The 23,706-nt window shown below is 39.1% G+C and carries 24 protein-coding genes; 12 read left to right on the top strand and 12 right to left on the bottom strand.

Annotation, left to right across the window (positions count from 1 at the left end; genetic code table 11):
• The first annotated feature begins 187 nt into the window (after positions 1-187).
• The 4 genes from aroQ (at position 188) to ACZ1GV_RS11695 (ending at position 2,951) form a co-directional block, all read left to right on the top strand.
• On the top strand, positions 188-640 hold the full coding sequence (gene aroQ / locus ACZ1GV_RS11710) for a type II 3-dehydroquinate dehydratase (protein WP_210561048.1): 453 nt from the start codon (positions 188-190) through the stop codon (positions 638-640).
• 25 nt (positions 641-665) lie between these two features.
• Positions 666-1,124: an acetyl-CoA carboxylase biotin carboxyl carrier protein gene (accB, locus tag ACZ1GV_RS11705; RefSeq protein WP_472674321.1), complete on the top strand. Its 459-nt coding sequence runs from the start codon at positions 666-668 to the stop codon at positions 1,122-1,124.
• A gap of 12 nt (positions 1,125-1,136) precedes the next feature.
• A complete protein-coding gene (accC, locus tag ACZ1GV_RS11700) occupies positions 1,137-2,480 on the top strand; it encodes an acetyl-CoA carboxylase biotin carboxylase subunit (protein ID WP_155695935.1) in 1,344 nt (447 codons plus the stop codon).
• Positions 2,481-2,639: 159 nt separating this feature from the next.
• Positions 2,640-2,951: a hypothetical protein gene (locus ACZ1GV_RS11695; RefSeq protein ID WP_472674320.1), complete on the top strand. Its 312-nt coding sequence runs from the start codon at positions 2,640-2,642 to the stop codon at positions 2,949-2,951.
• Between the two features lie 168 nt (positions 2,952-3,119).
• On the opposite strand, the gene ACZ1GV_RS11690 is transcribed toward ACZ1GV_RS11695, so the two are convergent.
• The 7 genes from ACZ1GV_RS11690 to ACZ1GV_RS11660 form a co-directional block, all read right to left on the bottom strand.
• Complete coding sequence (locus ACZ1GV_RS11690) at positions 3,120-3,290, bottom strand: bacteriocin (RefSeq protein WP_472674319.1); 171 nt, start codon at positions 3,288-3,290, stop codon at positions 3,120-3,122.
• Between the two features lie 114 nt (positions 3,291-3,404).
• Entirely contained in the window at positions 3,405-3,893 is a 489-nt protein-coding gene (locus ACZ1GV_RS11685; protein WP_472674318.1) for a hypothetical protein, read from the bottom strand.
• Between the two features lie 115 nt (positions 3,894-4,008).
• Positions 4,009-5,460: a hypothetical protein gene (locus ACZ1GV_RS11680; RefSeq protein WP_472674317.1), complete on the bottom strand. Its 1,452-nt coding sequence runs from the start codon at positions 5,458-5,460 to the stop codon at positions 4,009-4,011.
• 141 nt (positions 5,461-5,601) lie between these two features.
• Positions 5,602-5,856 carry a helix-turn-helix domain-containing protein gene (locus ACZ1GV_RS11675; RefSeq protein ID WP_210561055.1) on the bottom strand — a complete coding sequence of 85 codons (255 nt, stop codon included), beginning with the start codon at positions 5,854-5,856 and terminating at the stop codon, positions 5,602-5,604.
• 38 nt (positions 5,857-5,894) lie between these two features.
• On the bottom strand, positions 5,895-8,039 hold the full coding sequence (locus ACZ1GV_RS11670) for a peptidase domain-containing ABC transporter (protein ID WP_472674316.1): 2,145 nt from the start codon (positions 8,037-8,039) through the stop codon (positions 5,895-5,897).
• 1 nt (position 8,040) lies between these two features.
• A complete protein-coding gene (locus ACZ1GV_RS11665; RefSeq protein ID WP_472674315.1) occupies positions 8,041-9,276 on the bottom strand; it encodes a beta-barrel domain-containing protein in 1,236 nt (411 codons plus the stop codon).
• A gap of 193 nt (positions 9,277-9,469) precedes the next feature.
• Entirely contained in the window at positions 9,470-10,012 is a 543-nt protein-coding gene (locus ACZ1GV_RS11660) for a DUF1285 domain-containing protein (protein ID WP_472674314.1), read from the bottom strand.
• Between the two features lie 94 nt (positions 10,013-10,106).
• Between ACZ1GV_RS11660 and ACZ1GV_RS11655 the strand changes: the two genes are divergently transcribed.
• Positions 10,107-10,355 (top strand): DUF3630 family protein, encoded by a 249-nt coding sequence (locus ACZ1GV_RS11655; RefSeq protein ID WP_472674313.1) that lies wholly within the window; start codon positions 10,107-10,109, stop codon positions 10,353-10,355.
• Positions 10,356-10,530: 175 nt separating this feature from the next.
• Here the strand turns inward: ACZ1GV_RS11655 and speE are convergent, their stop codons facing one another.
• Positions 10,531-11,385, bottom strand: a complete 855-nt coding sequence (speE, locus tag ACZ1GV_RS11650) for a polyamine aminopropyltransferase (protein ID WP_472675897.1) — start codon at positions 11,383-11,385, stop codon at positions 10,531-10,533.
• 211 nt (positions 11,386-11,596) lie between these two features.
• On the opposite strand from speE, the gene speA reads away from it, so the two are divergent.
• Genes speA through ACZ1GV_RS11635 form a run of 3 tightly spaced genes read left to right on the top strand, consistent with a single transcriptional unit; the run spans position 11,597 to position 15,285 of the window.
• A complete protein-coding gene (gene speA, locus ACZ1GV_RS11645; protein ID WP_472674312.1) occupies positions 11,597-13,489 on the top strand; it encodes a biosynthetic arginine decarboxylase in 1,893 nt (630 codons plus the stop codon).
• A gap of 11 nt (positions 13,490-13,500) precedes the next feature.
• Complete coding sequence (locus ACZ1GV_RS11640) at positions 13,501-14,385, top strand: acyltransferase (RefSeq protein WP_472674311.1); 885 nt, start codon at positions 13,501-13,503, stop codon at positions 14,383-14,385.
• Positions 14,386-14,394: 9 nt separating this feature from the next.
• The gene (locus tag ACZ1GV_RS11635) at positions 14,395-15,285 is read left to right on the top strand and encodes an acyltransferase (protein WP_472674310.1); all 891 of its coding nucleotides are present in this window, start codon (positions 14,395-14,397) and stop codon (positions 15,283-15,285) included.
• 169 nt (positions 15,286-15,454) lie between these two features.
• Here the strand turns inward: ACZ1GV_RS11635 and ACZ1GV_RS11630 are convergent, their stop codons facing one another.
• Positions 15,455-16,132, bottom strand: coding sequence for a hypothetical protein (locus ACZ1GV_RS11630; RefSeq protein WP_472674309.1), 678 nt, complete (start codon positions 16,130-16,132; stop codon positions 15,455-15,457).
• A gap of 132 nt (positions 16,133-16,264) precedes the next feature.
• Positions 16,265-18,373, bottom strand: coding sequence for a TonB-dependent hemoglobin/transferrin/lactoferrin family receptor (locus ACZ1GV_RS11625; protein WP_472674308.1), 2,109 nt, complete (start codon positions 18,371-18,373; stop codon positions 16,265-16,267).
• A 147-nt stretch (positions 18,374-18,520) separates the two neighbouring features.
• On the opposite strand from ACZ1GV_RS11625, the gene ACZ1GV_RS11620 reads away from it, so the two are divergent.
• Genes ACZ1GV_RS11620 through ACZ1GV_RS11605 form a run of 4 tightly spaced genes read left to right on the top strand, consistent with a single transcriptional unit; the run spans position 18,521 to position 21,945 of the window.
• The gene (locus ACZ1GV_RS11620) at positions 18,521-19,381 is read left to right on the top strand and encodes a heme/hemin ABC transporter substrate-binding protein (RefSeq protein ID WP_472674307.1); all 861 of its coding nucleotides are present in this window, start codon (positions 18,521-18,523) and stop codon (positions 19,379-19,381) included.
• A complete protein-coding gene (locus tag ACZ1GV_RS11615) occupies positions 19,381-20,427 on the top strand; it encodes a FecCD family ABC transporter permease (protein ID WP_472674306.1) in 1,047 nt (348 codons plus the stop codon). The genes ACZ1GV_RS11620 and ACZ1GV_RS11615 overlap by 1 nt, the downstream gene beginning before the upstream one ends.
• Positions 20,420-21,220 carry a heme ABC transporter ATP-binding protein gene (locus ACZ1GV_RS11610; RefSeq protein ID WP_472674305.1) on the top strand — a complete coding sequence of 267 codons (801 nt, stop codon included), beginning with the start codon at positions 20,420-20,422 and terminating at the stop codon, positions 21,218-21,220. Before ACZ1GV_RS11615 ends, ACZ1GV_RS11610 begins: the two co-directional genes overlap by 8 nt.
• 2 nt (positions 21,221-21,222) lie before the next feature.
• A complete protein-coding gene (locus ACZ1GV_RS11605) occupies positions 21,223-21,945 on the top strand; it encodes a HugZ family pyridoxamine 5'-phosphate oxidase (protein ID WP_472674304.1) in 723 nt (240 codons plus the stop codon).
• A gap of 62 nt (positions 21,946-22,007) precedes the next feature.
• Here the strand turns inward: ACZ1GV_RS11605 and ACZ1GV_RS11600 are convergent, their stop codons facing one another.
• Both ACZ1GV_RS11600 and yihI read right to left on the bottom strand, forming a co-directional pair.
• Complete coding sequence (locus ACZ1GV_RS11600; RefSeq protein WP_472674303.1) at positions 22,008-22,451, bottom strand: DUF2489 domain-containing protein; 444 nt, start codon at positions 22,449-22,451, stop codon at positions 22,008-22,010.
• Positions 22,452-22,457: 6 nt separating this feature from the next.
• Positions 22,458-23,030 carry a Der GTPase-activating protein YihI gene (yihI, locus tag ACZ1GV_RS11595; protein WP_472674302.1) on the bottom strand — a complete coding sequence of 191 codons (573 nt, stop codon included), beginning with the start codon at positions 23,028-23,030 and terminating at the stop codon, positions 22,458-22,460.
• Positions 23,031-23,706: the final 676 nt, after the last annotated feature.

The following is a 23,706-nucleotide window of genomic DNA, read 5'->3' as shown; positions in this document are numbered from 1 at the left end:
CAAACAAAGGCTTTTATACAAGTCGACTATGCTAACGTCGGTCATTAGACCAGTATTTTGCTGTTAATTGCGTTTATTTCTTTATAATGGCTTTTAATTCTTCCGAAACTATAGTTTTATATGGTTTTCACCGTAAAAATTAATTAGTTTTCGAGAAGAGGTATAAATGAGTATAGAAGGCGACAAGATGTCAACAGTTGGAACAGTTTTAGTGATCAATGGCCCAAATTTAAACATGCTGGGTAGCCGTGAAACTAACATTTATGGTGATACCACCTTAAATGACATTGTGACGTCATTAACGCAAAGTGCCTCTAAACAAATGGTAGCGGTTTCTCACGTTCAGTCAAACCATGAAGGAACGCTGGTGGACGCGATACAACAGGCTCAGGGTAAAGTCGATTTTATTATTATAAATCCGGCTGCTTATACCCATACTAGTGTAGCCATAAGAGACGCGTTATTGGCAGTAGCTATCCCATTTGTAGAAGTACATTTATCGAACGTTCACGCGCGTGAGCCTTTTAGACAACATTCTTACCTATCAGATATTGCAGTTGGTGTGATTTGCGGCTTAGGCCCGCAAGGATATCAATATGCGTTAGACCATGCGGTCAAAGCGATTACTAATAATAAATAAATTTTAAAGATTAATAGGTGAAAAAATGGATATTCGTAAAATAAGAACATTGATTGATATGGTGAAAGAGTCTGGCGTTGGCGAGATTGAAATCACTCAAGGTGATGAGTCAATCCGTATTTCTGGTACTCCAGTTCAAATGGCTGCGCCAGTGCATTATGCTCCTGCGCCAGCACAAGCTCCTCAGGCTGCACCAGCACCAGCAGCTGCTCCGGCGGCAGCGGCACCTGAAGCTGCGCCAGCTGCATCAGGTCATCAAGTTGTTTCGCCAATGGTAGGTACTTTCTACCGTGCATCATCACCGTCTTCTCCTTCATTTGTTGAAGTAGGCCAGTCAGTTCAAGTTGGCGATACGCTTTGTATTATTGAAGCAATGAAAATGATGAACCAAATTGAATCAGACAAAGCGGGTGTTGTTAAAGCAATCCTTGTTGATAACGAAGACCCAGTAGAATTTGAACAACCACTATTCATCATTGAATAATAAGGGCTGATCATGATTGATAAAGTTGTCATCGCGAATCGCGGTGAGATTGCCCTACGTATTTTGCGTGCCTGTAAAGAGTTAGGCATCAAAACCGTTGCGGTACACTCAACAGCGGACAGAAACCTAAAGCACGTTCTTCTTGCCGACGAAACCATTTGTATTGGTAAGCCATCGGCGATGGATAGTTACCTTAATATTCCTCGAATTATTGCGGCGGCTGAAGTAACAGATGCCGTGGCTATTCACCCTGGTTATGGCTTTTTAGCAGAAAACGCTGATTTTGCTGACCAAGTTGAACAAAGTGGATTGATCTTCATTGGGCCAACGGGCGATACCATTCGTCTTATGGGCGATAAAGTTTCTGCCATTGAAGCAATGAAAAAAGCAGGCGTACCTTGTGTTCCAGGTTCTGACGGTGAATTAGGCGACGATGCTGATACCAACAGAGCCATTGCTCGCAGAATTGGTTACCCACTAATTGTTAAAGCAGCAGGCGGCGGCGGCGGTCGTGGTATGCGCGTAGTTCGCAAAGAAGAAGACTTAGTTGAATCTATTAAGATGACTAAAGCGGAAGCGGGTGCAGCCTTTAACAATGACGTTGTTTACATGGAAAAATTCCTAGAAAACCCACGTCATATTGAAGTCCAAGTTTTGGCTGATGGTCAAGGTAATGCAATCCACTTAGGTGAGCGAGACTGTTCAATGCAGCGTCGTCACCAGAAGGTTGTAGAAGAAGCGCCAGCACCAGGTATTACACCTGAACTTCGTAAGTTTATTGGTGGTCGCTGTGTTAGAGCTTGTATTGAAATTGGTTATCGCGGCGCGGGCACGTTTGAATTCTTGTATGAAAACGGTGAATTCTACTTTATTGAAATGAATACTCGTATTCAGGTAGAGCATCCAGTAACAGAAATGGTAACGGGCGTAGACTTAATTAAAGAGCAATTACGCATTGCAGCGGGTCAACCCTTGTCATTTACGCAAGACGATATTCAAATTCGTGGTCATGCCATTGAGTGTCGTATTAATGCAGAAGATCCTGAAACCTTCATTCCTTGTGCCGGTGAAATCAAACGATTCCACTCACCAGGTGGTTTAGGCGTTCGTTGGGACTCTCACATTTATACAAATTATAAAGTGCCACCAAACTATGACTCAATGATTGGTAAGCTAATTACTTACGGTGAAAACCGTGGTATTGCTATCAAACGCATGGAGCATGCACTTAATGAATTGCTAATTGACGGTATTAAAACAAACGTACCTCTGCAGCAAGACATCATGGCCGATGAGCACTTCCAAAATGGTGGAACTAATATCCACTATTTAGAAAAGAAATTAGGGATGAGCTAAGGCTTGTAACTGATTGTAGTTGTTTTAAAAAGTCAGTTTTAAAACACAAAGTCTAAAAAAATCACTTGTAAAAGCCGGGCATTTGCTCGGTTTTTTTATTTCTTTAATTTAATTTTAACTATAATTAAACCATCACTAGCGAAAGTTGGAGATGTACAAATGGCAGAGTTCGGGTTAACCACACCCGTCACAGCGGGCATAGAACAATCCCGCGTTCAAAGGTCAAACAATGTCGGACGCACTGATTCCGCCAATGTGATAGATCGTGCCACACAAATACCAACCGCCGCCAACTTAGATAATCAACAAAGCATTTCATCCGGCCAACAAGCCGCTGCAACACAACCGCCCATCCATATAGCCAAAGAGCAAATACGAGTCACAAGTACATTAGGCAAAGGGGATATTAGAGGCAATTTATCACCAGCAAGAGCTGCTGAAATTTATGAGGCGATAGCTAAATTGTTATGAGGAGTTTTAAGATTTTAAAAAATAACGGGTTATTTTAAATAGAGGGACAAGTAAGGAGCAGTGTTCAGGGCGGTAAATTATTTAAACAAGCAACTACAAAATTCTGCTTGTTTATAATAATAGATCAGCAACTAAATCATATTTTTAGTTACACGATTTAAATGCCTTTTATGGGCGAGTACCTGTTGGGCGATTTTCAATTTCGCCTAATGGGCCCATATTACCATCTACAATGTCTTTAATTGCTGCTGCTAACAGTTCTTCATAGAGAAAGACTATAGCACCTACCCAAATACCACCACTTACTTGTTTTGTTTCATTTTTTGTTAATGTTTTCATGATGTTTCCTTATTCGACATTTGTCGAGAGTTAAGTTTTTGCCATTATTGGCACGGTTGTTAAACAACTTGTTGTTCCGTTCAAGTCAAAGCAAGTTGTCGAGATTTACCTGCGCTAAACTGCAGGGCTAGGTATTTGTGTAAAAGTAAATAAAGTTAATAAGATTAGTCCATTTAATAAACCGGAATAAAAAATGTTGGTAGATAAAGACCTATGTTTTAAATAAAGACCATATAGAATTAGCCCGATAGCAAAGTGCAACACAGGTGAGCCAAACATAAAGACTTTTAGTGACATCGTGGATATTGCTGAAAAAAGGCCGGTTAACCAAACTGGCGAAGACATTTGTTCACCAATACTGACTGCGACGGTTCGACCAAGAAACTCTTCAATAAATGGGAATAACAATATGAAGCAAAATACAAAACCGACGCTTCCAAACTTTTCTATTCCAGCGATGGGCTCTGCAAAGTATTCAGGCACAGTAGTATCAAATATCATCATTGATACAAGTGCTGCAATAAAGCTAATAAACGCAAGCAGTGTTGTTAGGGTTATATAATCCCATTGAATTATAGGTTTTAACCTAGCGATATTTTCCATAAACTGATCCTTCAAAATTGTAATTATTATGTATACTGGACTTATCCAACTTTGTTGGAGAGTTAAGTGCAATGAAGATTGCGGTTAATGGCCAACTTGTGTGTTCCGTTCAAGTCTATGCAAGTTGGCAATTTTCTATTTCTATTAACATGTTGATTAATTTTATTAAATTTTTCCAAACTAACGCTCCTGGCAAATTAAAATCTAGTTTTGATTGCCCTTGAATATATATCGATAGCTCCCTTGCGTTTAAAAATGAGTATTTATGCCCTTTGTTAAAGTGCTCAACTACATACGACTGGGTTATAGGTACAAAATAAACCAACAGTTTAGTGTTACTAAAAATCACTGAATGAACCAAGCTATCTTCACTTCCATACATCCACTTTGCACAGTTTTCATATTGCTCTGATAGTCCTACTATCGTGTCTAAGCGACGATTATTTAATTGGACAAGTAAACTTTGTCGTATGTGCTGGTTTTTGAACAAATGGCCAAAAAGTAGCTTTCTAAGCGCTAGGATTGCGCAACGTGTTAATACGCTTTGCTCTGTGTAATGCTGTTGGTCTGAATGCAAAATGCTATCAAGAATCAATTTTGACGCACTGTCTGGACCGACAAACTCTAAACAAGATGCTGCGGAGTTTGAGTTACTGAGTTGCCAATTGATGAATGTTTTTGTAATAAATGCGATCAATTGGGATTCAGATGGATTCTGTTCGTATAGTCGTATAATAGAGTCGGTGAAATTACTTCGGGTATTTGTGTTAAGCGGCAATTCATCCGGCGTTAAGCCAATAAGTGTCACTGCATAATACTCAATATACTTTCTGTACAACGAAGAGAAGTATTCCGACAGTTCATTTGCTTCTATGTCTGTGCCGTTAAAAGAATTGTAATAACACACCCATTTAATAAAAATAGCGGCAGCGTCATGCGCCTCTTTAGATGAGTTTTCAGCACTAAAAGTGGTTTTATCAAAGTTTGAATGAAAGCTGCAAAGCTCATTGTTTTGCCATTTCCCGTCAATGCTAAGGGCGTCACTACTGATGTTGCCATGAGATATTCTATGAATAAAACAAAACGCGAATTGTTGTGCGCAATTGGCTAAAGACCGATTAATAAAAAGAACAAAACGTTCGTGAGACTTGAAGTACTCCGTTAATTCCGTAAAAGCTTGTTTTATTTGAAAGGCTTCTAAGCGGCGATGTGCTGCTGACATTGATGATTGATCATTGTGCTTTAAAAATCGCTGAACACTTAAAGCTGTCGATTTTATTTTTAACGCTTGATGTGTCGCATATCCATTTTTTTCAGTGGTATCAGACACACTGTATGGCTCATCTAAGTGATTGATAGAGTCTATGTGAACACAGCCAATAGGTAAGACATAATTTAAAATTGAAGAATAGACAGAATCAACAACAGCATCGAGTAACGAACCTTTAACTTTTACGTTAGGCAAGTCACCTATGCCATTCAGCTGATAGTTCAACACCTTGTGATACGGCAGTGACGCTGGGTTCAAAGTTGTCATTGGGCTTTGTTCAAATAAGTGTTGTTCCATGTCCTTACCTACTCATAAATACATTAAAAAATTTTAATTACCTGGAGCACTGTAGTAGCTGCTCCTGGGTTGGTTAGATGTACAATTTTCATATGTTGTGTACATCGGATATATTTAAGAATAGAAGAGAATCTTTAATAATCACCTGAACTTAGGTCCAGATTCTGCAATTCTTATTTGCTTAATTTCATTAGCCTCAAGTCCGTTTAATTGCTTGATTAAATCAACTTTATTTTTGACTTTTAATTTTTGATAAATGTTACCGCAATGAAATTTGACGGTTCGAATACAGATATATAAGCGATCAGCGATTTCTTTTTGGCTTTTGCCTTGAATAATATGTGAATACACTTCTCGTTCTCTCTTTGAGAGTTCATCTGGGTTAATCGTTAACATTTTAATATTCCTTATTTATGTTTGGGTGTTGGATTTTGTTAATAGTAGTCTCGCGAAACATCTTGAAGAGACGTTTTAGTCAATTCAAATACGCGATTGGCGTGTTTTATTGTTTCAAGTCGATGAGCAATAAAAATGGTTGTGATACCAAGACAAATAAGCCGTTGGTTAATCAATTTTTCTGTCTTGATATCTAAATTGGACGTCGCTTCATCTAAAAATAGAATTGAAGGCTCATGATAAAGCGCCCGCGCTAGTAATATTCGTTGTGTCTGGCCACCAGAGAGTGCGCTACCCATTTCACCTATATATGAGTCATACTGCATTGGCATTTCAGCGATGTCCTGATCTATGCACGCGACGTGCGCACACTCTTTAACCTTTTGAATATTGATAGGAGAGTCAAAGTTGGCAATGTTTTCAGCAATACTGCCGGTTAAAAGCTGATCATTTTGCATGACGGCAGCGGTATTTTGTCTAAAGGATTTAATGTCGATATCTGAGCTAGTACGCCCATAAAAGAGAATTTCACCAGAGGTCGGCTTAAGTAGCCCAATTAGCACTTTTAGTAACGTCGATTTACCCAAACCCGATTTGCCAACGATTGCGATAGACTCGCCCTCTACAATAGACATTGAAAGGTTTTTAAATAGCGGTTGAGACTCTTGAGGGTAAGTAAAACTTAGGTCTTTAATATTTATATGGTCGATATTATTGTCGTACGTACCGGAACGGCTGGGACCATATAAAACCGTTTTAGCTTGTTTATCTAACGAGACTTCAGTATTTGAATAGTTTGCTATTTCAACCTTTGACAATGCGATATCTGAGATTCTAGTAAAATGAAGACTAAGCATTTTAAAGTCGATATAGGTATCTATTAGTGCAGAAAATCGACTGGTCACCTGAGTTTTATATGAAATAAACGCCATTAACATGCCTAGTGTAAAAATGGACTGTTCATTACTTTCTAATACATACGTTGCGCCTAAATAAATTACTAATATGTTTTCTAGTCCAAAGATAAAACCATTAGTGAGTCCAAAGTGAAGTTGTAACCTTTCGATTTTAATCCGTTGATTAAGTGAACTAATAAATTTGTTAAGCCACAAACCGACTCGCTTCGGCTCTAACGCCATTAATTTTATACTTTGAATCGCTCGTATTGATTCCATGAAGAATGCTTGTTCATCGGCACTGGTCTTAATGACCTGTTCGGAAACTCGCTTAAAAGGCCGATACCAAATAAGTCTGAGAATAAGATAAATAACAATCGTCGTTAATGTGACTAAAGCCAGCGTTGGTTGGTAGATAAAAAGTATGATTAAAGTAAGACTGGCCATAAGCCCATCGATACAAGCTTCAATAAATTTATGAGCCAACATACGTTTAATTTGCTCAATGGACTGAAAACGAGAGACGATGTCCGCAACGTGCCTAGCTTCAAAGTACGCCAGAGGTAATCGTATTAAATGATTAAATAGGAGTTCGGTAATTTGACGACCAACCTCGGTACCTAAATGAATTATTAGGTACCCTCTGAGCAACGAAAATGCCTGTTTAAAAAGAACAACAAAGGCAAATGCAATAGCTAACACGGTCAGTAGATTTGTATCGTAGCTTACAAGCACATCATCGATAATGGTTTGCATGTAGTAAGGCATTAGTAGAACTAACATTTGAAGCATTAGAGATAAAACAAAAAGCTGAGAAAGACTAGCAAATAGGCCCTTAAACGAGACATTAAGCTCAGTGAGCTTTATTGATGGCAATGGTTTTATCGAATGAAAGTCTTTGTTTGGCGACAACTCTAACGCTATACCGGTAAAATACTTTGCAAACTCAGCTAGCGACAGTTTATAAACCCCTTTGGCCGGATCATATATAGTGACCTGAGTTTTAGTTACCTTTTCAAGTACCACAAAGTGGTTAAGCTCCCAATGCAAAATGCAGGGCAGAGATAATTGAGTTAATTCATCCATCTCTAGTTTTAGCGGTCGAGAACTCATTCCCAAGGTCGCAGCAATATCAATTAATTGATTTAGACTAAGACCTTTTAAACTTTGTGGGAACTGTTCTCGCAGACTATGAATTGATAAAGTTTGACCATAGTGAGATGCAATCATAGCGATAGAGACAAGGCCACACTCTGCACTTTCGGACTGTAAAATGGACTTCATCATCTTAACCGAGTGCTCCTAGAATTGGAGCGAACAACCACTCGGCGATTGTTCTTTGCGACACGACGATGTCCGCTGAAAAAATCATGCCTGCTTGTAGGTCAATCGGCTTACCATTAATGGTTATAAATTGATTATCTAATTGGGCTAGAGATTTATAAACGGGCTCAGAAAAACTCAAAACATTGTGGCTACGTTGACCGTGCATGATGTTTTTTGAAATTGAACTGATGGCTCCTTTTACAGGACCGTATTTTTGATACGGAAAAGCATCGAGTTTTATGATGACCGGTTTTCCGTTTTCAATGAATCCTATCGCTCTAGTGGGAATAAATAATTTTGCTACCAATGGTTTGTGCTCTGGAATAATGCTGACTAGATATTCATTGGTATTAATAGGCATGCCTACTTCAAGGCTAAGACTAGAGACTAAACCATCTGCTGGTGCCGTCACGACCGTAGTATGGTTTGACCGCAAACTAGTAATGTCATGATCAAGGCTTATGAGTTTAATATCTAATTCTTTTAAGTAATTTTCTAAGTTAGTTGTTTGAATGCGATGGGAGTCTTTTAAGTTGGATAAATTACTTAATAGGTTCAGGGATTTTATCTTGTTATCAGCGACCTTTCTTTTGACAGCAAGCCACTTTTCTTCGGCTCTATTTTGCAATGATTTTGATGTAAGTGAATGTTTGCCTAAGGCTAATTGCTGTGATCGTTCTTGTGCTGCCAGAGCCAGTTCTTGATCTAGAATTTGTGACTCTTCTGTTAACAAGGCTTGTTGGCTATCAATGACATTAAGTCTGTGGCTCAGTGCATCTTTATTTTGTGCGATTTCAATGTGTTTAGCTTTTTTCAAGTCGACTAATATGTCTCTACGTCGATTTAACTGCGCAAGTCGAATCTGGTTATTGCTAATGCCAGATGTTAAAAAGGTTTCGGAGTTTATTTTGAATAAGGGGGTTCCTTTATGGACATATTCACCCTCTTGAACAAAAACTGAATGTAGAATCCCGCTTTTTGGAGACCGAGCTTCTATGACACCAGATGCTGGTTCGAGTAACCCCATGACAGTTTCTTTTTGGCTGTATTGACCAATAAACAAAAATACAATTGCACAGGCAAACAATAGAGAAAATAATAAGAATATAGTGTTATTTTTTACACTGCGAGATATTACTACCTCACCCCAAATTTGTTTGTGCTTTTGTGCAAGCGCCTGCTGCCGAAACAACGTCATGACTCATCCTTAATAACGGCCCTTGTTGCTCATTGAATAGCGTTTAAAAGGTCATTAATTCCGTTTAATTAAAAATAATATTACTAAGTGAGAGTCAGAAGTAAACCAAAATAGGTACAGAAAAAAGTGAAAAAATATTTCGCTGATTAGGGAATGGTTACCATTTTAAGTACAGGTATTCCCGAAAAATAGGCTATCCGAGTAGAAAATTTTGCTCTCCACTGCACAAAAACACCTGTCCTTCTTGTTCATAAACTGGACTGTCCTGATCCGATACCCACTGATAAAAAACGTTTCTATGAACTCTTGCTCGCAAACCTCTATTTAGCTCTACATAGAGTTTAGGTTCGGCGTTTTCATCATCGCCTGTTTCATTAATCAATGGGTGCAGCTCGCCAAGTACAACTTGCTGTCCAATGTTGGTAGTCACCAATATGGCATCGCCTTCGTTAGTATTTTTTATTTCCCACTCGGTAATAACAAAGGGCGCATCTTCTACTTGAATTCGAATTTTTTCCGCTGGGGTTTTTAAAAAGTATTCGTTGTTCTCTTTTAATAAAACTGACGCAAATAACTTCACTAATTTAATGCGACCAATAGGCGAGCCCATATAAAACCAACGGCCATCTTTTTTTATTTCCATGTCGATATCACCACAAAACGGCGGGTGCCATTTTTCAAAAGGAGGTGACTGACTAAGATCGTCAAGTTGTTGAGTGAGTTTTTGTAAGTCCATGCTGGTGGCTTAATATTAAAATGATAAACTAACTTCAGTATACGTAGCTAAACCGTTTTATTCACTATATTCGACAAAGAGGACAACCATACAGGTGGCTAAATTTACCTACTCATTGGAAAACGCTGATGAGACAAACATTACGCATATTAGTATCTCGCCAGAGCCTGACTGGGATGACTTTAAAGAATTTGCTGCTCAGTTTGTTGCCGATGTAGGGGCCGATGTGCGCGCTGAAGACTATGGAATGGACCGGCACCAAGTTGATTACGAGCTAAACGGCGAGCGATATTTACTTCACTATGAGCACTATTCACAGTCAGTTTGGATTGAGCCTCAGTAACCCCAGGAATCTCATTAACCTTAATAGCCTTATCAACCCCAAATTTGGTCATCAATAGGCACAAAAAAAGCGGCCAGTTTAATTAGCCGCTTGATTATCTTTCTTACCAGTTACCAGTTACCAGTTACCAGTTACCAGTTACCGGTTACCAGTTACCAGTTACCAGGTGTGGTATTTATTTTTGTTCGGCAAACGCGCGTTTAACAAAATTTGGTAAAGCTTGTGACGCAACATGCATATCTTCGTTGTAGTACTGCAGGACGCTGTCTGCCGCGAGTGCCTTGGCATCGTCACGTCTAAAATCAGTAAACTCACCAGATTTTTTAGCTAATGTGCCACTCCACCAACCTGATGGGTAAATCATTTGTGGGAAGTTCACATGTTGTAACGAACTAAAGCCCACATCTAACATAGCTTGGCGCATGTCTAATAGCAGCGGTAAGTGCAATAGTGGTGACTCACTTTGTTGAACAAAAATACCGTCAGAACGCAACGCACGTAGACAGTTTTTGTAAAAGGCGTGGTTAAATAAACCTTCGCCAGGACCAACAGGATCCGTACTATCAACAATGATTACGTCAATTGAATCGTCAGCGGCTTCGGCCATGTACTTAATGCCGTCATCAAACATGATGTGAGCTCGAGGGTCATTATTAGATTCACACAACTCAGGGAAAAACTCTTCAGCCATGTCAGTAACCACTTTATCAATGTCGATTTGATGAACAGATTCAACACCCTTGTGGCGTAACACTTCACGTAAAGTACCACAATCACCACCACCAATAATCACAACATTTTTGGGATTTGGGTGCGAAAACATGGCCGGGTGGCTCATCATTTCGTGATAAAGAAAGTTTTCGCGACTAGATACCATAGTACAGCCATCTAACATCATTAGATTGCCAAACTCTTCCGTTTCAAAAATTTCAACTAGCTGAAAGTCAGATTGTTTGCTGGCCAATTTACGTTTGATTTTTAAGCCAATCGCGGCGCCATTATTAATTTCGTTGCACCATTCGTCATTCATTAACGAAGGTGTAGATGTGTGTTGAGTAGTCACTCAAGTCTCCAAAACAATTAAAAGCGTTATTTATGGTGGTATTTTCGTTGATAATTGCCGTTAGCGCAATTTTTACTTTTTGTTTGCAGCTAAATATAGGCTAAAATGGCCAATCTATTTTACGTCGGACTCTAGCTTTATTGATTCGACCGTGAGCTCTGTTTTTCGAGGATAATTAATGGCTAATCCAGCAGTGCAGTTTGCAAAAAAAACATACAACGTTAAGCGTTGGAGTGAAGGCTACGTTGATATTAATGACAGCGGTGAGCTATGTGTTAATCCAATGAGTAAAGCGGGCGGCACGACCATCAACTTGGCCACCTTAGCAGAGCAATTAAAAGACGAAGGCTTAACCTTACCTATTCTTGTTCGCTTTACTGATATTTTAACGCACCGAGCAAGCTCATTGGTTAGCGCATTTACTAAAGCGAAAAAAGAGCGCGAATATAAAGGTAAATATACAGCCGTATACCCAATTAAAGTGAACCAGCAGTTTTCAGTGGTTAAAAAACTGGTTTCACATCCCTCAAATAAAGTGGGCTTAGAAGCGGGCAGTAAGCCGGAGCTAATGGCAATTCTTGGTGTTTCTGAAAAACCATTAACCATTGTTTGTAACGGCTACAAAGACAGTGAGTTCTTGCGTCTTGCCTGTATTGGCCAAGCATTAGGGCACAATGTTCACGTTGTTATTGAAAAGATGACGGAAGTAGAAGCATTAGTACAGGCTGCGCAAGAAATTGGCAGTATGCCAACTATAGGCATTCGAATTCGTTTGAACTCTATCGGTAAGGGCAAGTGGCAGAATACCGGTGGTGAAAAAGGTAAGTTTGGGCTTTCAGCCAATCAAGTATTGCAAGTGGTTGATAGCCTGAGACAAGCAGACAAAATTGAGCACCTTAAGTTAGTTCATTTTCATATTGGCTCTCAAATTGCCAATATTCGCGACATTCACAATGCGATTCGTGAGTGCGCCCGTCATTATGTTGAATTAAGGCAATTAGGCGTGCCAATCACTATTATTGATGTTGGTGGTGGCTTAGGTGTGGACTATGAAGGAACAGGTTCTCGTAGCGCGTGTTCGATGAATTACACCATGGCGGAATATGCAAAAAATGTAATCAACCCAATTGCAGAAGCGTGTGAGCTGTTTGACTTACCGCACCCAGATATTATTACAGAATCTGGCCGCGCCATGACTGCACATCATGCTATGTTGATCACCGATGTTATCGATGTTGAAAAAGCGCCAGTACCTGACGTCATTAGTGAGCCAACAGAAGACTGCCCAACAATAATCTCCGAACTTTGGCGTTCTTATCAAATGATAGATAGACGTCATGCGCTCGAGTCTTTTCATGATGCCGTACACTTATTCGCCGATGCGCATCAACAATATGTAGTTGGCTTAATAAGTCTTACACATTGGGCAAAAGTAGAGCAGTTGTATTTCAAAATTTTGAGTTTAGTTCGTGAAGAATTAGACCCACGTTCTCGTTCTCACCGTGAAGTTCTCGATGAGATCAATGAGAAGTTGGCGGACAAGCTGTTTGTTAATTTTTCGTTGTTCCAATCATTGCCAGACGTGTGGGGTATTGAGCAATTATTCCCTGTTATGCCGATAAAATACTTAGATAAACCGCTAGTAAATAGAGCGATTATCCAAGATATTACTTGTGACTCAGATGGCCAAATCCGCCAATATGTAGATGGTGCTGGTATTGAAAGCACCTTACCGTTACCACCTTACACCGACAATAATGATTATTTAATTGGTATGTTTATGGTGGGAGCGTATCAGGAAATTCTGGGTGATTTACATAACCTGTTTGGTGACACCGACTCGGTGCACGTCGAACTGAATCCTGATAGCGAAAAAGGGTATGAGTTCTCTATGTCACTAAAAGGTGAGAACGTTGCTGATGTATTACAACACGTTCAATTTGATAGTGAGAAGCTAATGCGCAGTTATGAGCAACAAATCGAAAATGCACAAATTGACGTAACAAAAGCAGAGCAATTTATTACCGAATTACAAGCAGGCCTTACCGGCTACACATATTTTGAAGACTAGTTGAGGGAACAATGATAAGAGCGCTATTGTCATTTTTACTATATTCCGTAAATACCATTTTTTGGTTCACGCCGATTATTATTTTGGCGGTATTTAAGCTTATTCCGATATATGCAGTTAGAAGACTCATTACTATTGGTTTGGATTTTTGTGCGAGTAGTTGGGTTACGGTCAATACCGGTATCCAAAAGCTATTTGGTGATTACAAGTTACATGTTAGCGGTCAAACGGAGCTGTCTGAAAAAGAATGGTATCTAGTTTTGGCGAATCACCAGTCTTGGACTGATATTTTAATATTACAGAGAATGTTCAATGGCAAGGTGCCATTTTTAAAGTTTTTCTTGAAACAAGAATTGTTGTATGTTCCTGTATTAGGGTTAGCTTGGTGGGCACTAGACTTTCCATTTATGCGTCGATACAAAAAAAGTTTCTTAGCAAAGTATCCTCACCTTAAAGGAAAGGATTTAGAAACTACAAAAAAGGCATGTGAGCGTTTTAAATATAAGCCTGTGTCGGTTATGAACTTTATTGAAGGCACTCGGTTCACGCCAGCAAAACACAAAATTCAAGACAGCCCATATCACGGTTTACTTAGACCTAAAGCTGGTGGGGTTGGATTTGTTTTAACGGTAATGGGTGAGCAACTTCATAAAGTAATAGATGTAACTATCTATTATCCGGGTAAGCAGATCCCAACGTTTTATCACTTTTTATCTGGCCGTATTAAAGATGTCTATTTACATGTTAATTTGCACGACATTACCAAAGACTTATTAGGTGATTATGCAAATGATGCCGAGTATAAAAAGAAGCTGCACCAGTGGGTTAACACTTTGTGGGTAGAAAAAGAAAAAACATTGTTGAAATTAAAACAACAATCAGAAGTTACGCAGTAAGGATTTAATATGTTGTCATTTTTGCCAGGATGGATCTTAATTTTCATCACAATACCTCTATTTTTTACCATTACAATGGTGTTAGGTGGTTCAATATTTTTGTTTGGTTTGGTGAAGTTTTTTATACCATTAAAGCCAGTCTCTCTAGCTGTGGGCTTTATCAATAACTTCTTATTTCGCGGCTGGGCGTTGTGTAACTTGCTTGCGATGAATTTAACAAATCCTATCAAATGGGAAATAGAGTCAGACGACAACTTCAATAAGAAAAGTTGGTACTTACTCATTTGCAATCACGTAAGTTGGGTAGATATTTTAGTTTTAGCTCAAGTTGCATTACATCAGTTACCAACACCTCGTTTTTTCTTAAAAAATGAACTTAAATGGGTGCCGTTTATAGGTATGGCTTGTTGGGCAATGGACATGCCGTTTATGAAACGCTTTAGCAGTAGTTATCTGAAAAAGCATCCTGAGAAAAAAGGCCAAGACATTGAAAGTACAAAAGTTTCTTGCGCTAAGTTTAAGTATATTCCAACAACCATCATTAACTTTGTAGAAGGCACTCGTTTTTCTAAAAGTAAACATGTCAGCAGTGGTAGCGATTTTGACAACTTGTTGCCGCCTAAAGCTGGTGGAATTGCATTTACGTTAGCGGCGATGGGTCACTTATTCTCTGGTGTTCTAAACGTAACATTAAACTACCCAGACAATGCAGTACCAGGGCAAGATATGCTATTGGGTAAATTAAAGCGTGTTCAGGTTAAAATTGAAGTACACGAAGTGAGCGACGAGATTGTTGGCGACTACTTTAATGACGATGCATTTAAAGCTCGTTTCCAAGGCTGGTTAAATGATGTTTGGGTAAAGAAAGACAAGCTTATTGCCAAGTTAAATAATCAATAATCAATAATTAATTATTTACTTAGAACTTAGAACTTAGAACTTAGAACTTAGAACTTTGGCTTTCTGCTTTCTGCTTGTCTTGAAAGTTCACTTTTAAAGCTCAGCTTTTGAAGTTTACTGTTAAGCTTCAACTCTAAAACCTCAACTCTGAAAAGGCGTTGGGGTTTTTTTATTGTCTAATGCCCTTAATAAAACCACATTTAACTATATAACTAGAGTCATTAAGAGGAGCTAGCTTGGTAATGTTGACAGGTCCTAGCATGTCAGCCTGTTGACTAAAGCTAAACTCAAAATACAAGTTGATCCAAGGCTCGTCTCTTTTGATAAATAAGTAGGTAGACTCTAATATGGACCAGTTTCCAGTTGCATCGTCACCGCCTGAATATTGATACGTCCATTCGCCAGACTGTTTAATGGAAAGTGAAGCGTCGTGCTCACAGTTATGGGCAACGTAGTCACCAATTATTTTATCGCTGATAGATTGTGTAGCGGGTTTAAAGTCCTTAGGAAGTAAGTAAAGACCAATTGAGTCTTTGGTATACCAGTGATTTGAGTTGGCCAACATATCAACCTGAACCACGTTATAGTCATGCTTTTTAATGGTGGATATTACGTTATTTACAGAGTCTGAATTTTTAAGAAAGGGCGAGTAAATAATCGTGGATTGTAAGTTATCGCCAGGAAAATCCACTTTATTAGTAACAACTTTAAACCCAGCAGAGCTCAGTTCAGTGACTATTTTTTGCTGTGCCTCTTTTTCAAGATACTTCACATTTAAGTGGACAGTGGTTGGTGTTGTACAGGCTAAAAGTAGAGTAGAGATAATAAGTACAGCAACAAGTTTCACGGTAAATCCTTTTTTAGTTGAGTGTCTCATATTAAAAACAGGTTATGTTTTTTGCCCTAAAAGAAGAAAGCCACTTACTCGTATAAGTGGCTTAAAATACCAAATCTATCATGTGCTTATTAATCGTGCGAATTAAAATGCATAGTTAACGTTAATCGATAGGCTCCTCCCTGGTTGCGTGTATTGTTCGTAGGTTGCTTGCTCTGACTGGCCTGCAATGCTCTGATAATCAACATATTCTTTGTCTAGTAAATTACTAATACCCATAGACACTCGCCATTGGTTTAGTTCAACTTGGCTGTACCAATCAAGTACGCCGTAACCGCTACTTTGTGCTGTTTTTTCACCTTCACCGTTTGTTTCCACGTCGGTCATTGCCTTTGCGGCTCTTAATGCCAAAGTGTGCTGCCAGCTATCTTGGTAGTGAGTGACTAAAAGGCTTCCAGATAGTGGTGAAATAGAGGTTAATGCATTACCTGTTTCATCATTTTTACCACTGGTATCCGCTACGTTTAGCTTGGCCGACCATTGATCATTCATCCAATAGGATGCCGAAAGCTCCCATCCGTCAATGGAAACAGAATCAATATTTTGGTACTGATAAAACGCTTTATTAACCCCAGGAATAAAGGTTGGTTCAGTTTTCACTATTTGAGTGTTAATAAAGTTTTCAAAACTAGAATCAAAGAAGGCTAGGCTAACTTTTACATCATCAGTATTAATTTTCATGCCTACTTCTATAGACTCACTTTCCTCTGCTTCTAAGTCTGCGTTTGGCAATATTTGATAAAAAGGTTCAACGCCATGGCTTTGATACGCTTGATCATGCGGTGGGATCTTAAAGCCTTGCATGTACTGAGCGTATAAATTAACGGCTTTGTTTAGTTTAAAGGTTGCGACTAATTTAGGTGAAATCGCCTGTTCATCTACGTCTTTAAATTCAGAACCATCATATATGGCATTATCTTTTGCCGACATTTGATAGCTGTCAAAACGCAGTGCGGCAATTAAAGAAATAGGGCTATCTGAAAAGTTAATTTGATCTTGTACATAAACGCCTAGAAGGTCGGTGTCTGCGCCAGGGAAGGCTTTTTGCTGTTGATCGGTAAAGTCCACGGTACCATCGGCTAATACTCGCGTTTTAAACCTAGGTCGTTCTGTGTCGTATCGATCAAACTCGATACCGTAAGTCAAACTATGACTTGATCCTGAAGTTTTAATATTTTTGTCGAACTGTGCTTGTAGGCCCCATATATCTTGTTCAAAGCGATAGTCGTTAAAATCAGTGTAACCACGAGTGCTTGCTCTGCTTTGGTCGCTGCCTTGTTCGTATTGGCTTACGTAACCTAAAAGTCTGACTTGATCATAGAACGAGGTTGCTAAAGAAGAAAAGTACTCAGCTGATATGGCTGTAGAGGTATTTTTGTCTGTCGTTGTATCAAGATTTACAGAATTAGTTTGTTCATAAGTTTGTTCATAGCGGTCAAAAACGAATTTTATATTTGAATCTGACGTTAATTCATTTTCGGTTTTAAGTAAGATTGACAAAGAATCACTGTCAAAACCGGGAATTGTCTCTGCAAAGTTTTGAGTCTCTTCGCCTTTTCTTGAAGTAAGGGAGGCACTTGTTTTCCAATCATTTAAATCGGCAGCGACGGTTGTTCCTAACTTAAGTTGTTTGTTACTTGAGTCATAACCAATATTTAAGTCTGCATAAAAGTCGTTTGAAGCAAGTAAAGTGCTAGGATCTTTTGTGGTGATCACAACAATTCCTGCCAACGCATCTGAACCATATAAAGAAGAGGCTGCGCCTTTTGCAACTTCAACTTGTGCAACAGAGTCCGTATCAAAATAACCACGACCAACTAGAAAACCGCCGCCGCCCGCATAACCATCATTTACACGACGGCCGTCTTTTACATAAACAAGTCGGTTACCGCCCATGCCTCGAACATTTAAGGTTTGTGCTTCGCCTGATTGGCCAGTAGCCGTGATCGATGGGTCATATTTGAATAGATTTCCTAAGTCGGTGAATACAAACTTTTCAATATCACTTGCATCAACCACTGATACGCTCGCTGGAACATCACCTAAAGACTGCTCACTCCTTGTTGCTGAAACAACAATAGTGTCACCCTCAAACTCTGCGGTAGATGCGTTAGCATTTGCACTTACTGCACTAGAGAGCGATGCAACAACAGCCAATGAGACTGCAGAAACGTGGGAAGTTATTTTGTTCATTATTTTCCTTGTTGAGAATGATTATCATTTGCAATTGATACAAGGCTAAACCACTTCCAATTCAAAAGCAAGTTTAAATGCAAATGAGAATGATTTGCATTTGTGTAATTTAAGTTTTATTCTTTTCGAAAATAACGGAGGAATGAAATGAAAGCGGCATTTGTAAAAACAATAGTAATGAGTATTTGGGCACTATCAGCTTTGAATGCACAGGGTACTGAATCAAAAAGGATTATTACCGCTGGCGGAACTATTACTGAAATAGTTTTTGCATTAAATAGCGGCGACGAAGTGGTGGCTATTGACTCATCAAGTAATTATCCAGCAGATGCATTAACAAAACCTATTGTTGGCTATTACCGTGATTTAGCCGCCGAAGGGGTATTGTCTTTACAACCAACGGAAATGTTAGTTTTGGAAGGCGCGGGCAGAAAAGAGGCGTTAACACTCATTAAGCAAGCGGGTGTTACTGTGACCCAATTTAAAAAGCCCGTTGATATTGAGTCGCTTTTTAACCTCATAAAAGAACTGGGAAAACGTTTAGGTAAGCCACTTCCTGCAGAACAATTGATCAGTGATATTCAGGCCTCATTAGACGTTTTAAATATGACCCAGGGTAAAAGCCTAAATTCAACCAACAAGTCATTAACCGCAGTGTCATTGTTATCCTTAAGTGACCGAGGTGCCGTAGTTGCTGGCTTAGAAACAGTCCCTACTTTTCTGTTTAATTCATTAGGGATTACTAACCCAGTTGACAGTCATAAAGGTTTTAAACCGGTAGGTTTAGAGTCATTGGTGTTGATGAAACCCGATTTTCTATTAGTGCCAAGCCATGTAGCGGCGTCAATGGGCGGCAAAAGTGAGATTTGTAAGCATCCAAGTTTGTCACTTTTGACAGTTTCGCAATCGTGTCATGTTTTAGTTCTTGATAGCTTATTAAGCATGGCCATTACTCCGCGAATAGCTGAATCATTAACTGCCATTGAAAACTTTACTCGAGAGTTGTAATGGAAAACGTAGCTCAATTTTACAATGCCCAACAGAGGTTGTTTGTAACAGCAATGTTAAGTAGTGGCGCACTTATTTTACTAGGCGCATTGTTATCTTTAGGCTTTGGGCCTGCAGGTTGGGACTGGCAACTGGCGATAGCTTGGCTTCATCCTAGTTCATTTGAGCAGTTTACTAACTTACAAATTAATATTGTTACTGAAATTAGACTCCCTAGATTTTGTTTAGCCATGCTTGTTGGTTTGGTATTGGCGCAAACCGGTACGGCAACACAAGCCTTATGTAGAAATCCACTAGCCGATCCTTCAATTATAGGAGTTACGGCAGGAGCTGCTGTGGCTGCCGTGTTAATGATTGGTGTTGGCTATCAGTACAATATTGATGTGGCGTTTTGGTTGCCTATAGCTTCCTTTATTGGCGCACTTTCTGTAACAGCTTTGGTGGCTATGCTTTCAACAAGAGGCGGCGCGATTAATGTCACCAACTTAATTCTGGTGGGTGTTGCTCTAAATGCATTGGCTTTTGCGGTTATTGGCCTCGTTAGTTTTTATGCAGATGATAGCGCGTTAAGGCTTATCAATTATTGGACCATGGGCTCTTTAGCTGGCGCTACTTGGTCTACGTTGTTTAACGCTCTGCCGCTTATGTTAATTAGTATCGTTGGACTGTATTCATTAAACAAAAAGTTGAATGTGTTATTGCTTGGAGAATCAGAAGCTAAATATTTGGGCTTGGATGTATCCAAGTTAAAGCATAAAGCCGTCATATTTACTGCTATTGGAGTAGGCGCGACAGTATCAATGACGGGCATGATTGGATTTATAGGCTTAATTGTTCCTCATATTAGTCGCATGATTGTCGGCCCTAAAATTACCTATGTAATGCCGTTAAGTATGGCTATTGGCGCAGCAGGGTTATTGTTAGCGGATTGGGCTGCTCGAAACGTCGTATCACCTGCGGAGTTACCTATTGGGATTATAACCGCCCTCATCGGTGCACCATTCTTTCTATATCTACTTATTCAGCAAAGGAGCAAACATGCTTAAGATTAGTGATCTTTCTGTGGATATTGGCAAGCGTACACTTATCAAAAATATTTCCGCTGAAGCTGAAGCGGGGCATCTCATTGCAATTATTGGAGAAAATGGCGCCGGTAAATCAACATTATTGAACAGTCTGGCGGGGCAAATAAAATATAACGGAGATGTGCACTTCGAGCCTCTTAACGCTAAAAAAGTAAATATCAAAAACGCCAGTTTGGAATGGTTGGCTCAACACCGAGCGGTGATGACTCAAAAACACCAAATCCCTTTTGCTTTTGGTTTAGTGGATATTGTTGCGATGGGACGGTTTCATAAGGTGGAGCCGAAAAGTCGGCAACTGAGTAAAGTTTCTGAATATCTGTCGTATGTAGAACTAGACACTCATTTAGACCGAAATACTAGCCAGCTTTCTGGTGGAGAGTTACAACGTTTACAGTTTGCTAGGTGCTTATCACAACTTGATGCACTTGAAGGGCAATCCACTAAGAAGTTGATGTTACTTGATGAACCAACGTCAGCATTAGACGTACGGCATCAGCATCGGCTACTAAAACTCGTTAAAAAGTTTACCTCTGCGGGCAATACCGCAATTGTGGTTTTACATGATTTGAACTTGGTAAGTACTTACGCTGATCAAGTCTGGTTATTAGACCAACAAACACTGCAACACACCGGAACACCGGAATCGGTACTTACTGAAGAGCGATTGACCAAGGCATATAAAACATCAATGCGTGTTATTCAGCATCCTGATTCACTTACCCCAATTATTTTTTCTGAATTTACGGAGCACTAACAATGAGAGAACAAGCTTTAAGCGAAGCAAAACAATTAGTCAGACATGCAACGTCTGGTGTGTTATCTACAATATCAAAGAATATGGCCGGCTACCCTTTTGGCTCGGTAACGCCATTTATGTTAGATAACGAAGGTAACGCCTATTTTTACATTAGCGATATTGCCCAGCATTCAAAAAATATGGCTCAAGACTCAAAAGTGAGTTTAACGGTATTTGTAGCCGCAGCCGAAGGTGACCAAAACGAAAATGCTCGAGCAACGCTTGTAGGTGATTGTTATAAAGTAGCTAATACCAAACAGAAAGAAATGATTAAACAGTTTGTTACTCATTTCCCTGAATCTAAAAGTTATGAAAAGGCACATGACTTTGCTATTTGGAAATTAGAAGTAAAGCGTGTTCGTTATATTGGAGGTTTTGGTAAGATTTTTTGGTTAGAACAAAACGAATGGACAGGCAGTTCTAAACCTTGGACCGAAGAGCAAGAATTGCAAGTTGTTGAGCACATGAACGAAGATCATCAAGTGGCGATGATTGATATTCTTAATGCTATGGGTGTAAGTGTAAATAATCACATTCAAATGTTGTCGGTGCATACGGAAGGTTGTTATATCAAAGCTGATGAGCGACTGGTTTTTGTGACGTTTAGAAGAGAATGTAGGGCAATGGATGACATTCGAGTTGAGCTTGTGAAACTGACTAAGTTGGCAAGGAAAAGGGCGTAAAGCGCAAAGGCAAAAGGGCTTTAGGCTATGAGACTAAAAAAGGGCATTGAATGCCCTTTATTTTAAAACTCTTTTAACAGAACTTCTAAGTCTGTTTCTATTTGTTGTTCAAACTCTTTTTCTGCGTCCCAACGTTTGGTATCCATTTCAAAAATTTCTTTTTTACTGAATTTCTTACGCGCTTCGTGGGTAGGCATGTCTTTAACGACTTCGTATAAGTTAGCGAAGCCAGGGTACAATGCCTTGTAATCTTTAGGGGCAGTTTGAGCAGCGTTATAATGGTCTAGTAAAACCCAAATACGTAAAACGCCTTCAGAGTACTCACATTGCTTCGCATGCATTGCTTTTGCTATATGTGAAACACTCTCAGTTATATAAGTAAGCTTCTTACTTTTTTCCTGTTTTTGCGCTTCTTCTTGTGCCTTCACTTTCCACAACAACTGGCCAGCGTAAAATGCTAAGCCAGCTACCACTAAAACAGCAATTGTTATAAGTGCATACCACATATCTAATTATTTCTCGTCATCTAATAAGTCATCCCACTCAGATCCACCAAGCTTACTCAGCGCATCAAGTTCGTCTTCATCTTCGTCATTATCTGAGTCTGGGTCAATACCTAACTTTTCAAGTAGCTGATCTAATCTTTCCATCTGTTTATTGAAGTATTTAGCTTCTTTGCCAGATAATAGTTCGCCTTCCTGGACGCGTTCGACTAGCTCAATTAAACGCTCATCTGATTCTATATTTGCTAACTCTTGTTCTGGTGTTAGCACTGCAGGCCCGGCTTTTGTTAATTTAGCAGAAGGTTTAGTTTTAGAATGATCGACCTGTTTAACTTCTTTCACTTGTGGTTTATCAGCCGGAAGCAAGCTAATAGGTTTTTTGCTTCCTAGCTTTGGATTTGTTTTTTTGTCTTGATTTTGAGGTGTACTAACTACGTTTTCCTCGATAAGACTATTTCTATTACCTGAAGGCTGTCCTTTAGGCTTTTTATTGCGACGTGGTTGCTTAGTGTCAGCTGGACGAGTTTCTTGTTTCCTGGTGCCAATGCTACCGATTTTTCTGCTCTTTTTTTGACGAGTCATGGAGTCCCCACGTTATGGATAAATAGATGAAAGAAGTTTGGATTGCGGATTCTACTGATTTGCCAAATTTTAGGCAATAAAAAAGGCGACAGTGTGACCGCTATCGCCTCTAATTCTAGCAAGTGTTCAAATAAAAATCTGACACTTCTCCTATTTTAATTTCGAAATCCTTCCGAACGCACGACACCTTGTCTTGCCACAACTGCTAATTGTCCATTTTGTTTTTGTTTAACATTCCATGTATGTATTTATATAATTATTGACCATCAATGGTACTTTTTTGGTTCATCCATGTTTGCCAACTTAGCAAAACTATAAAATTATTTACCACCCCACTTCCTTGGGTTAAATCCTTTTTGTTATCCATTACGTGGCAACGGGGTATAATTTACCCGACCTGATCTATTACTCAAGCATTAATTAACATTTTTTTACATTCTAACGTTGGTTAAAAATTGAACTCTTTATTAAACAACAACTTAGTAAATATACACTTGTATTTTTACGAAATTGCTTATAGTTGGAATGGTCAATGTCTCACAAATAGTGGGGGATATTCTTAATGGAAATTTATTTTAACTAAGACAATACGGTAATTATTTTTTTTTGATCACATCTTTTTCGTAATAAAAATTTGATTTAACGCCTCAAAATAGTAAAACACTTTTTTAAAGTA

This window comes from Psychrosphaera sp. HA2-10 (assembly GCF_055693745.1).
Note: the sequence above shows the minus strand (reverse complement) of the source record. Positions and strands in the feature narration are given on the sequence as shown.

Excerpts from the sequence above, each read along its gene's own strand:
- ACZ1GV_RS11610 (WP_472674305.1), top strand. The coding sequence starts at position 20,420 with ATGCTTAAGATTAGTGATCTTTCTGTGGATATTGGCAAGCGTACACTT.
- accC (WP_155695935.1), top strand. The coding sequence starts at position 1,137 with ATGATTGATAAAGTTGTCATCGCGAATCGCGGTGAGATTGCCCTACGT.
- ACZ1GV_RS11660 (WP_472674314.1), bottom strand. The coding sequence starts at position 10,012 with ATGGACTTACAAAAACTCACTCAACAACTTGACGATCTTAGTCAGTCA.
- ACZ1GV_RS11665 (WP_472674315.1), bottom strand. The coding sequence starts at position 9,276 with ATGACGTTGTTTCGGCAGCAGGCGCTTGCACAAAAGCACAAACAAATT.
- ACZ1GV_RS11600 (WP_472674303.1), bottom strand. The coding sequence starts at position 22,451 with ATGTGGTATGCACTTATAACAATTGCTGTTTTAGTGGTAGCTGGCTTA.
- ACZ1GV_RS11640 (WP_472674311.1), top strand. The coding sequence starts at position 13,501 with ATGATAAGAGCGCTATTGTCATTTTTACTATATTCCGTAAATACCATT.
- ACZ1GV_RS11620 (WP_472674307.1), top strand. The coding sequence starts at position 18,521 with ATGAAAGCGGCATTTGTAAAAACAATAGTAATGAGTATTTGGGCACTA.
- yihI (WP_472674302.1), bottom strand. The coding sequence starts at position 23,030 with ATGACTCGTCAAAAAAAGAGCAGAAAAATCGGTAGCATTGGCACCAGG.
- ACZ1GV_RS11615 (WP_472674306.1), top strand. The coding sequence starts at position 19,381 with ATGGAAAACGTAGCTCAATTTTACAATGCCCAACAGAGGTTGTTTGTA.
- ACZ1GV_RS11670 (WP_472674316.1), bottom strand. The coding sequence starts at position 8,039 with ATGATGAAGTCCATTTTACAGTCCGAAAGTGCAGAGTGTGGCCTTGTC.
- ACZ1GV_RS11685 (WP_472674318.1), bottom strand. The coding sequence starts at position 3,893 with ATGGAAAATATCGCTAGGTTAAAACCTATAATTCAATGGGATTATATA.
- ACZ1GV_RS11625 (WP_472674308.1), bottom strand. The coding sequence starts at position 18,373 with ATGAACAAAATAACTTCCCACGTTTCTGCAGTCTCATTGGCTGTTGTT.
- accB (WP_472674321.1), top strand. The coding sequence starts at position 666 with ATGGATATTCGTAAAATAAGAACATTGATTGATATGGTGAAAGAGTCT.
- ACZ1GV_RS11635 (WP_472674310.1), top strand. The coding sequence starts at position 14,395 with ATGTTGTCATTTTTGCCAGGATGGATCTTAATTTTCATCACAATACCT.
- speE (WP_472675897.1), bottom strand. The coding sequence starts at position 11,385 with ATGAATGACGAATGGTGCAACGAAATTAATAATGGCGCCGCGATTGGC.
- ACZ1GV_RS11690 (WP_472674319.1), bottom strand. The coding sequence starts at position 3,290 with ATGAAAACATTAACAAAAAATGAAACAAAACAAGTAAGTGGTGGTATT.
- ACZ1GV_RS11605 (WP_472674304.1), top strand. The coding sequence starts at position 21,223 with ATGAGAGAACAAGCTTTAAGCGAAGCAAAACAATTAGTCAGACATGCA.
- ACZ1GV_RS11695 (WP_472674320.1), top strand. The coding sequence starts at position 2,640 with ATGGCAGAGTTCGGGTTAACCACACCCGTCACAGCGGGCATAGAACAA.
- ACZ1GV_RS11675 (WP_210561055.1), bottom strand. The coding sequence starts at position 5,856 with ATGTTAACGATTAACCCAGATGAACTCTCAAAGAGAGAACGAGAAGTG.
- ACZ1GV_RS11680 (WP_472674317.1), bottom strand. The coding sequence starts at position 5,460 with ATGGAACAACACTTATTTGAACAAAGCCCAATGACAACTTTGAACCCA.
- speA (WP_472674312.1), top strand. The coding sequence starts at position 11,597 with ATGGCTAATCCAGCAGTGCAGTTTGCAAAAAAAACATACAACGTTAAG.
- aroQ (WP_210561048.1), top strand. The coding sequence starts at position 188 with ATGTCAACAGTTGGAACAGTTTTAGTGATCAATGGCCCAAATTTAAAC.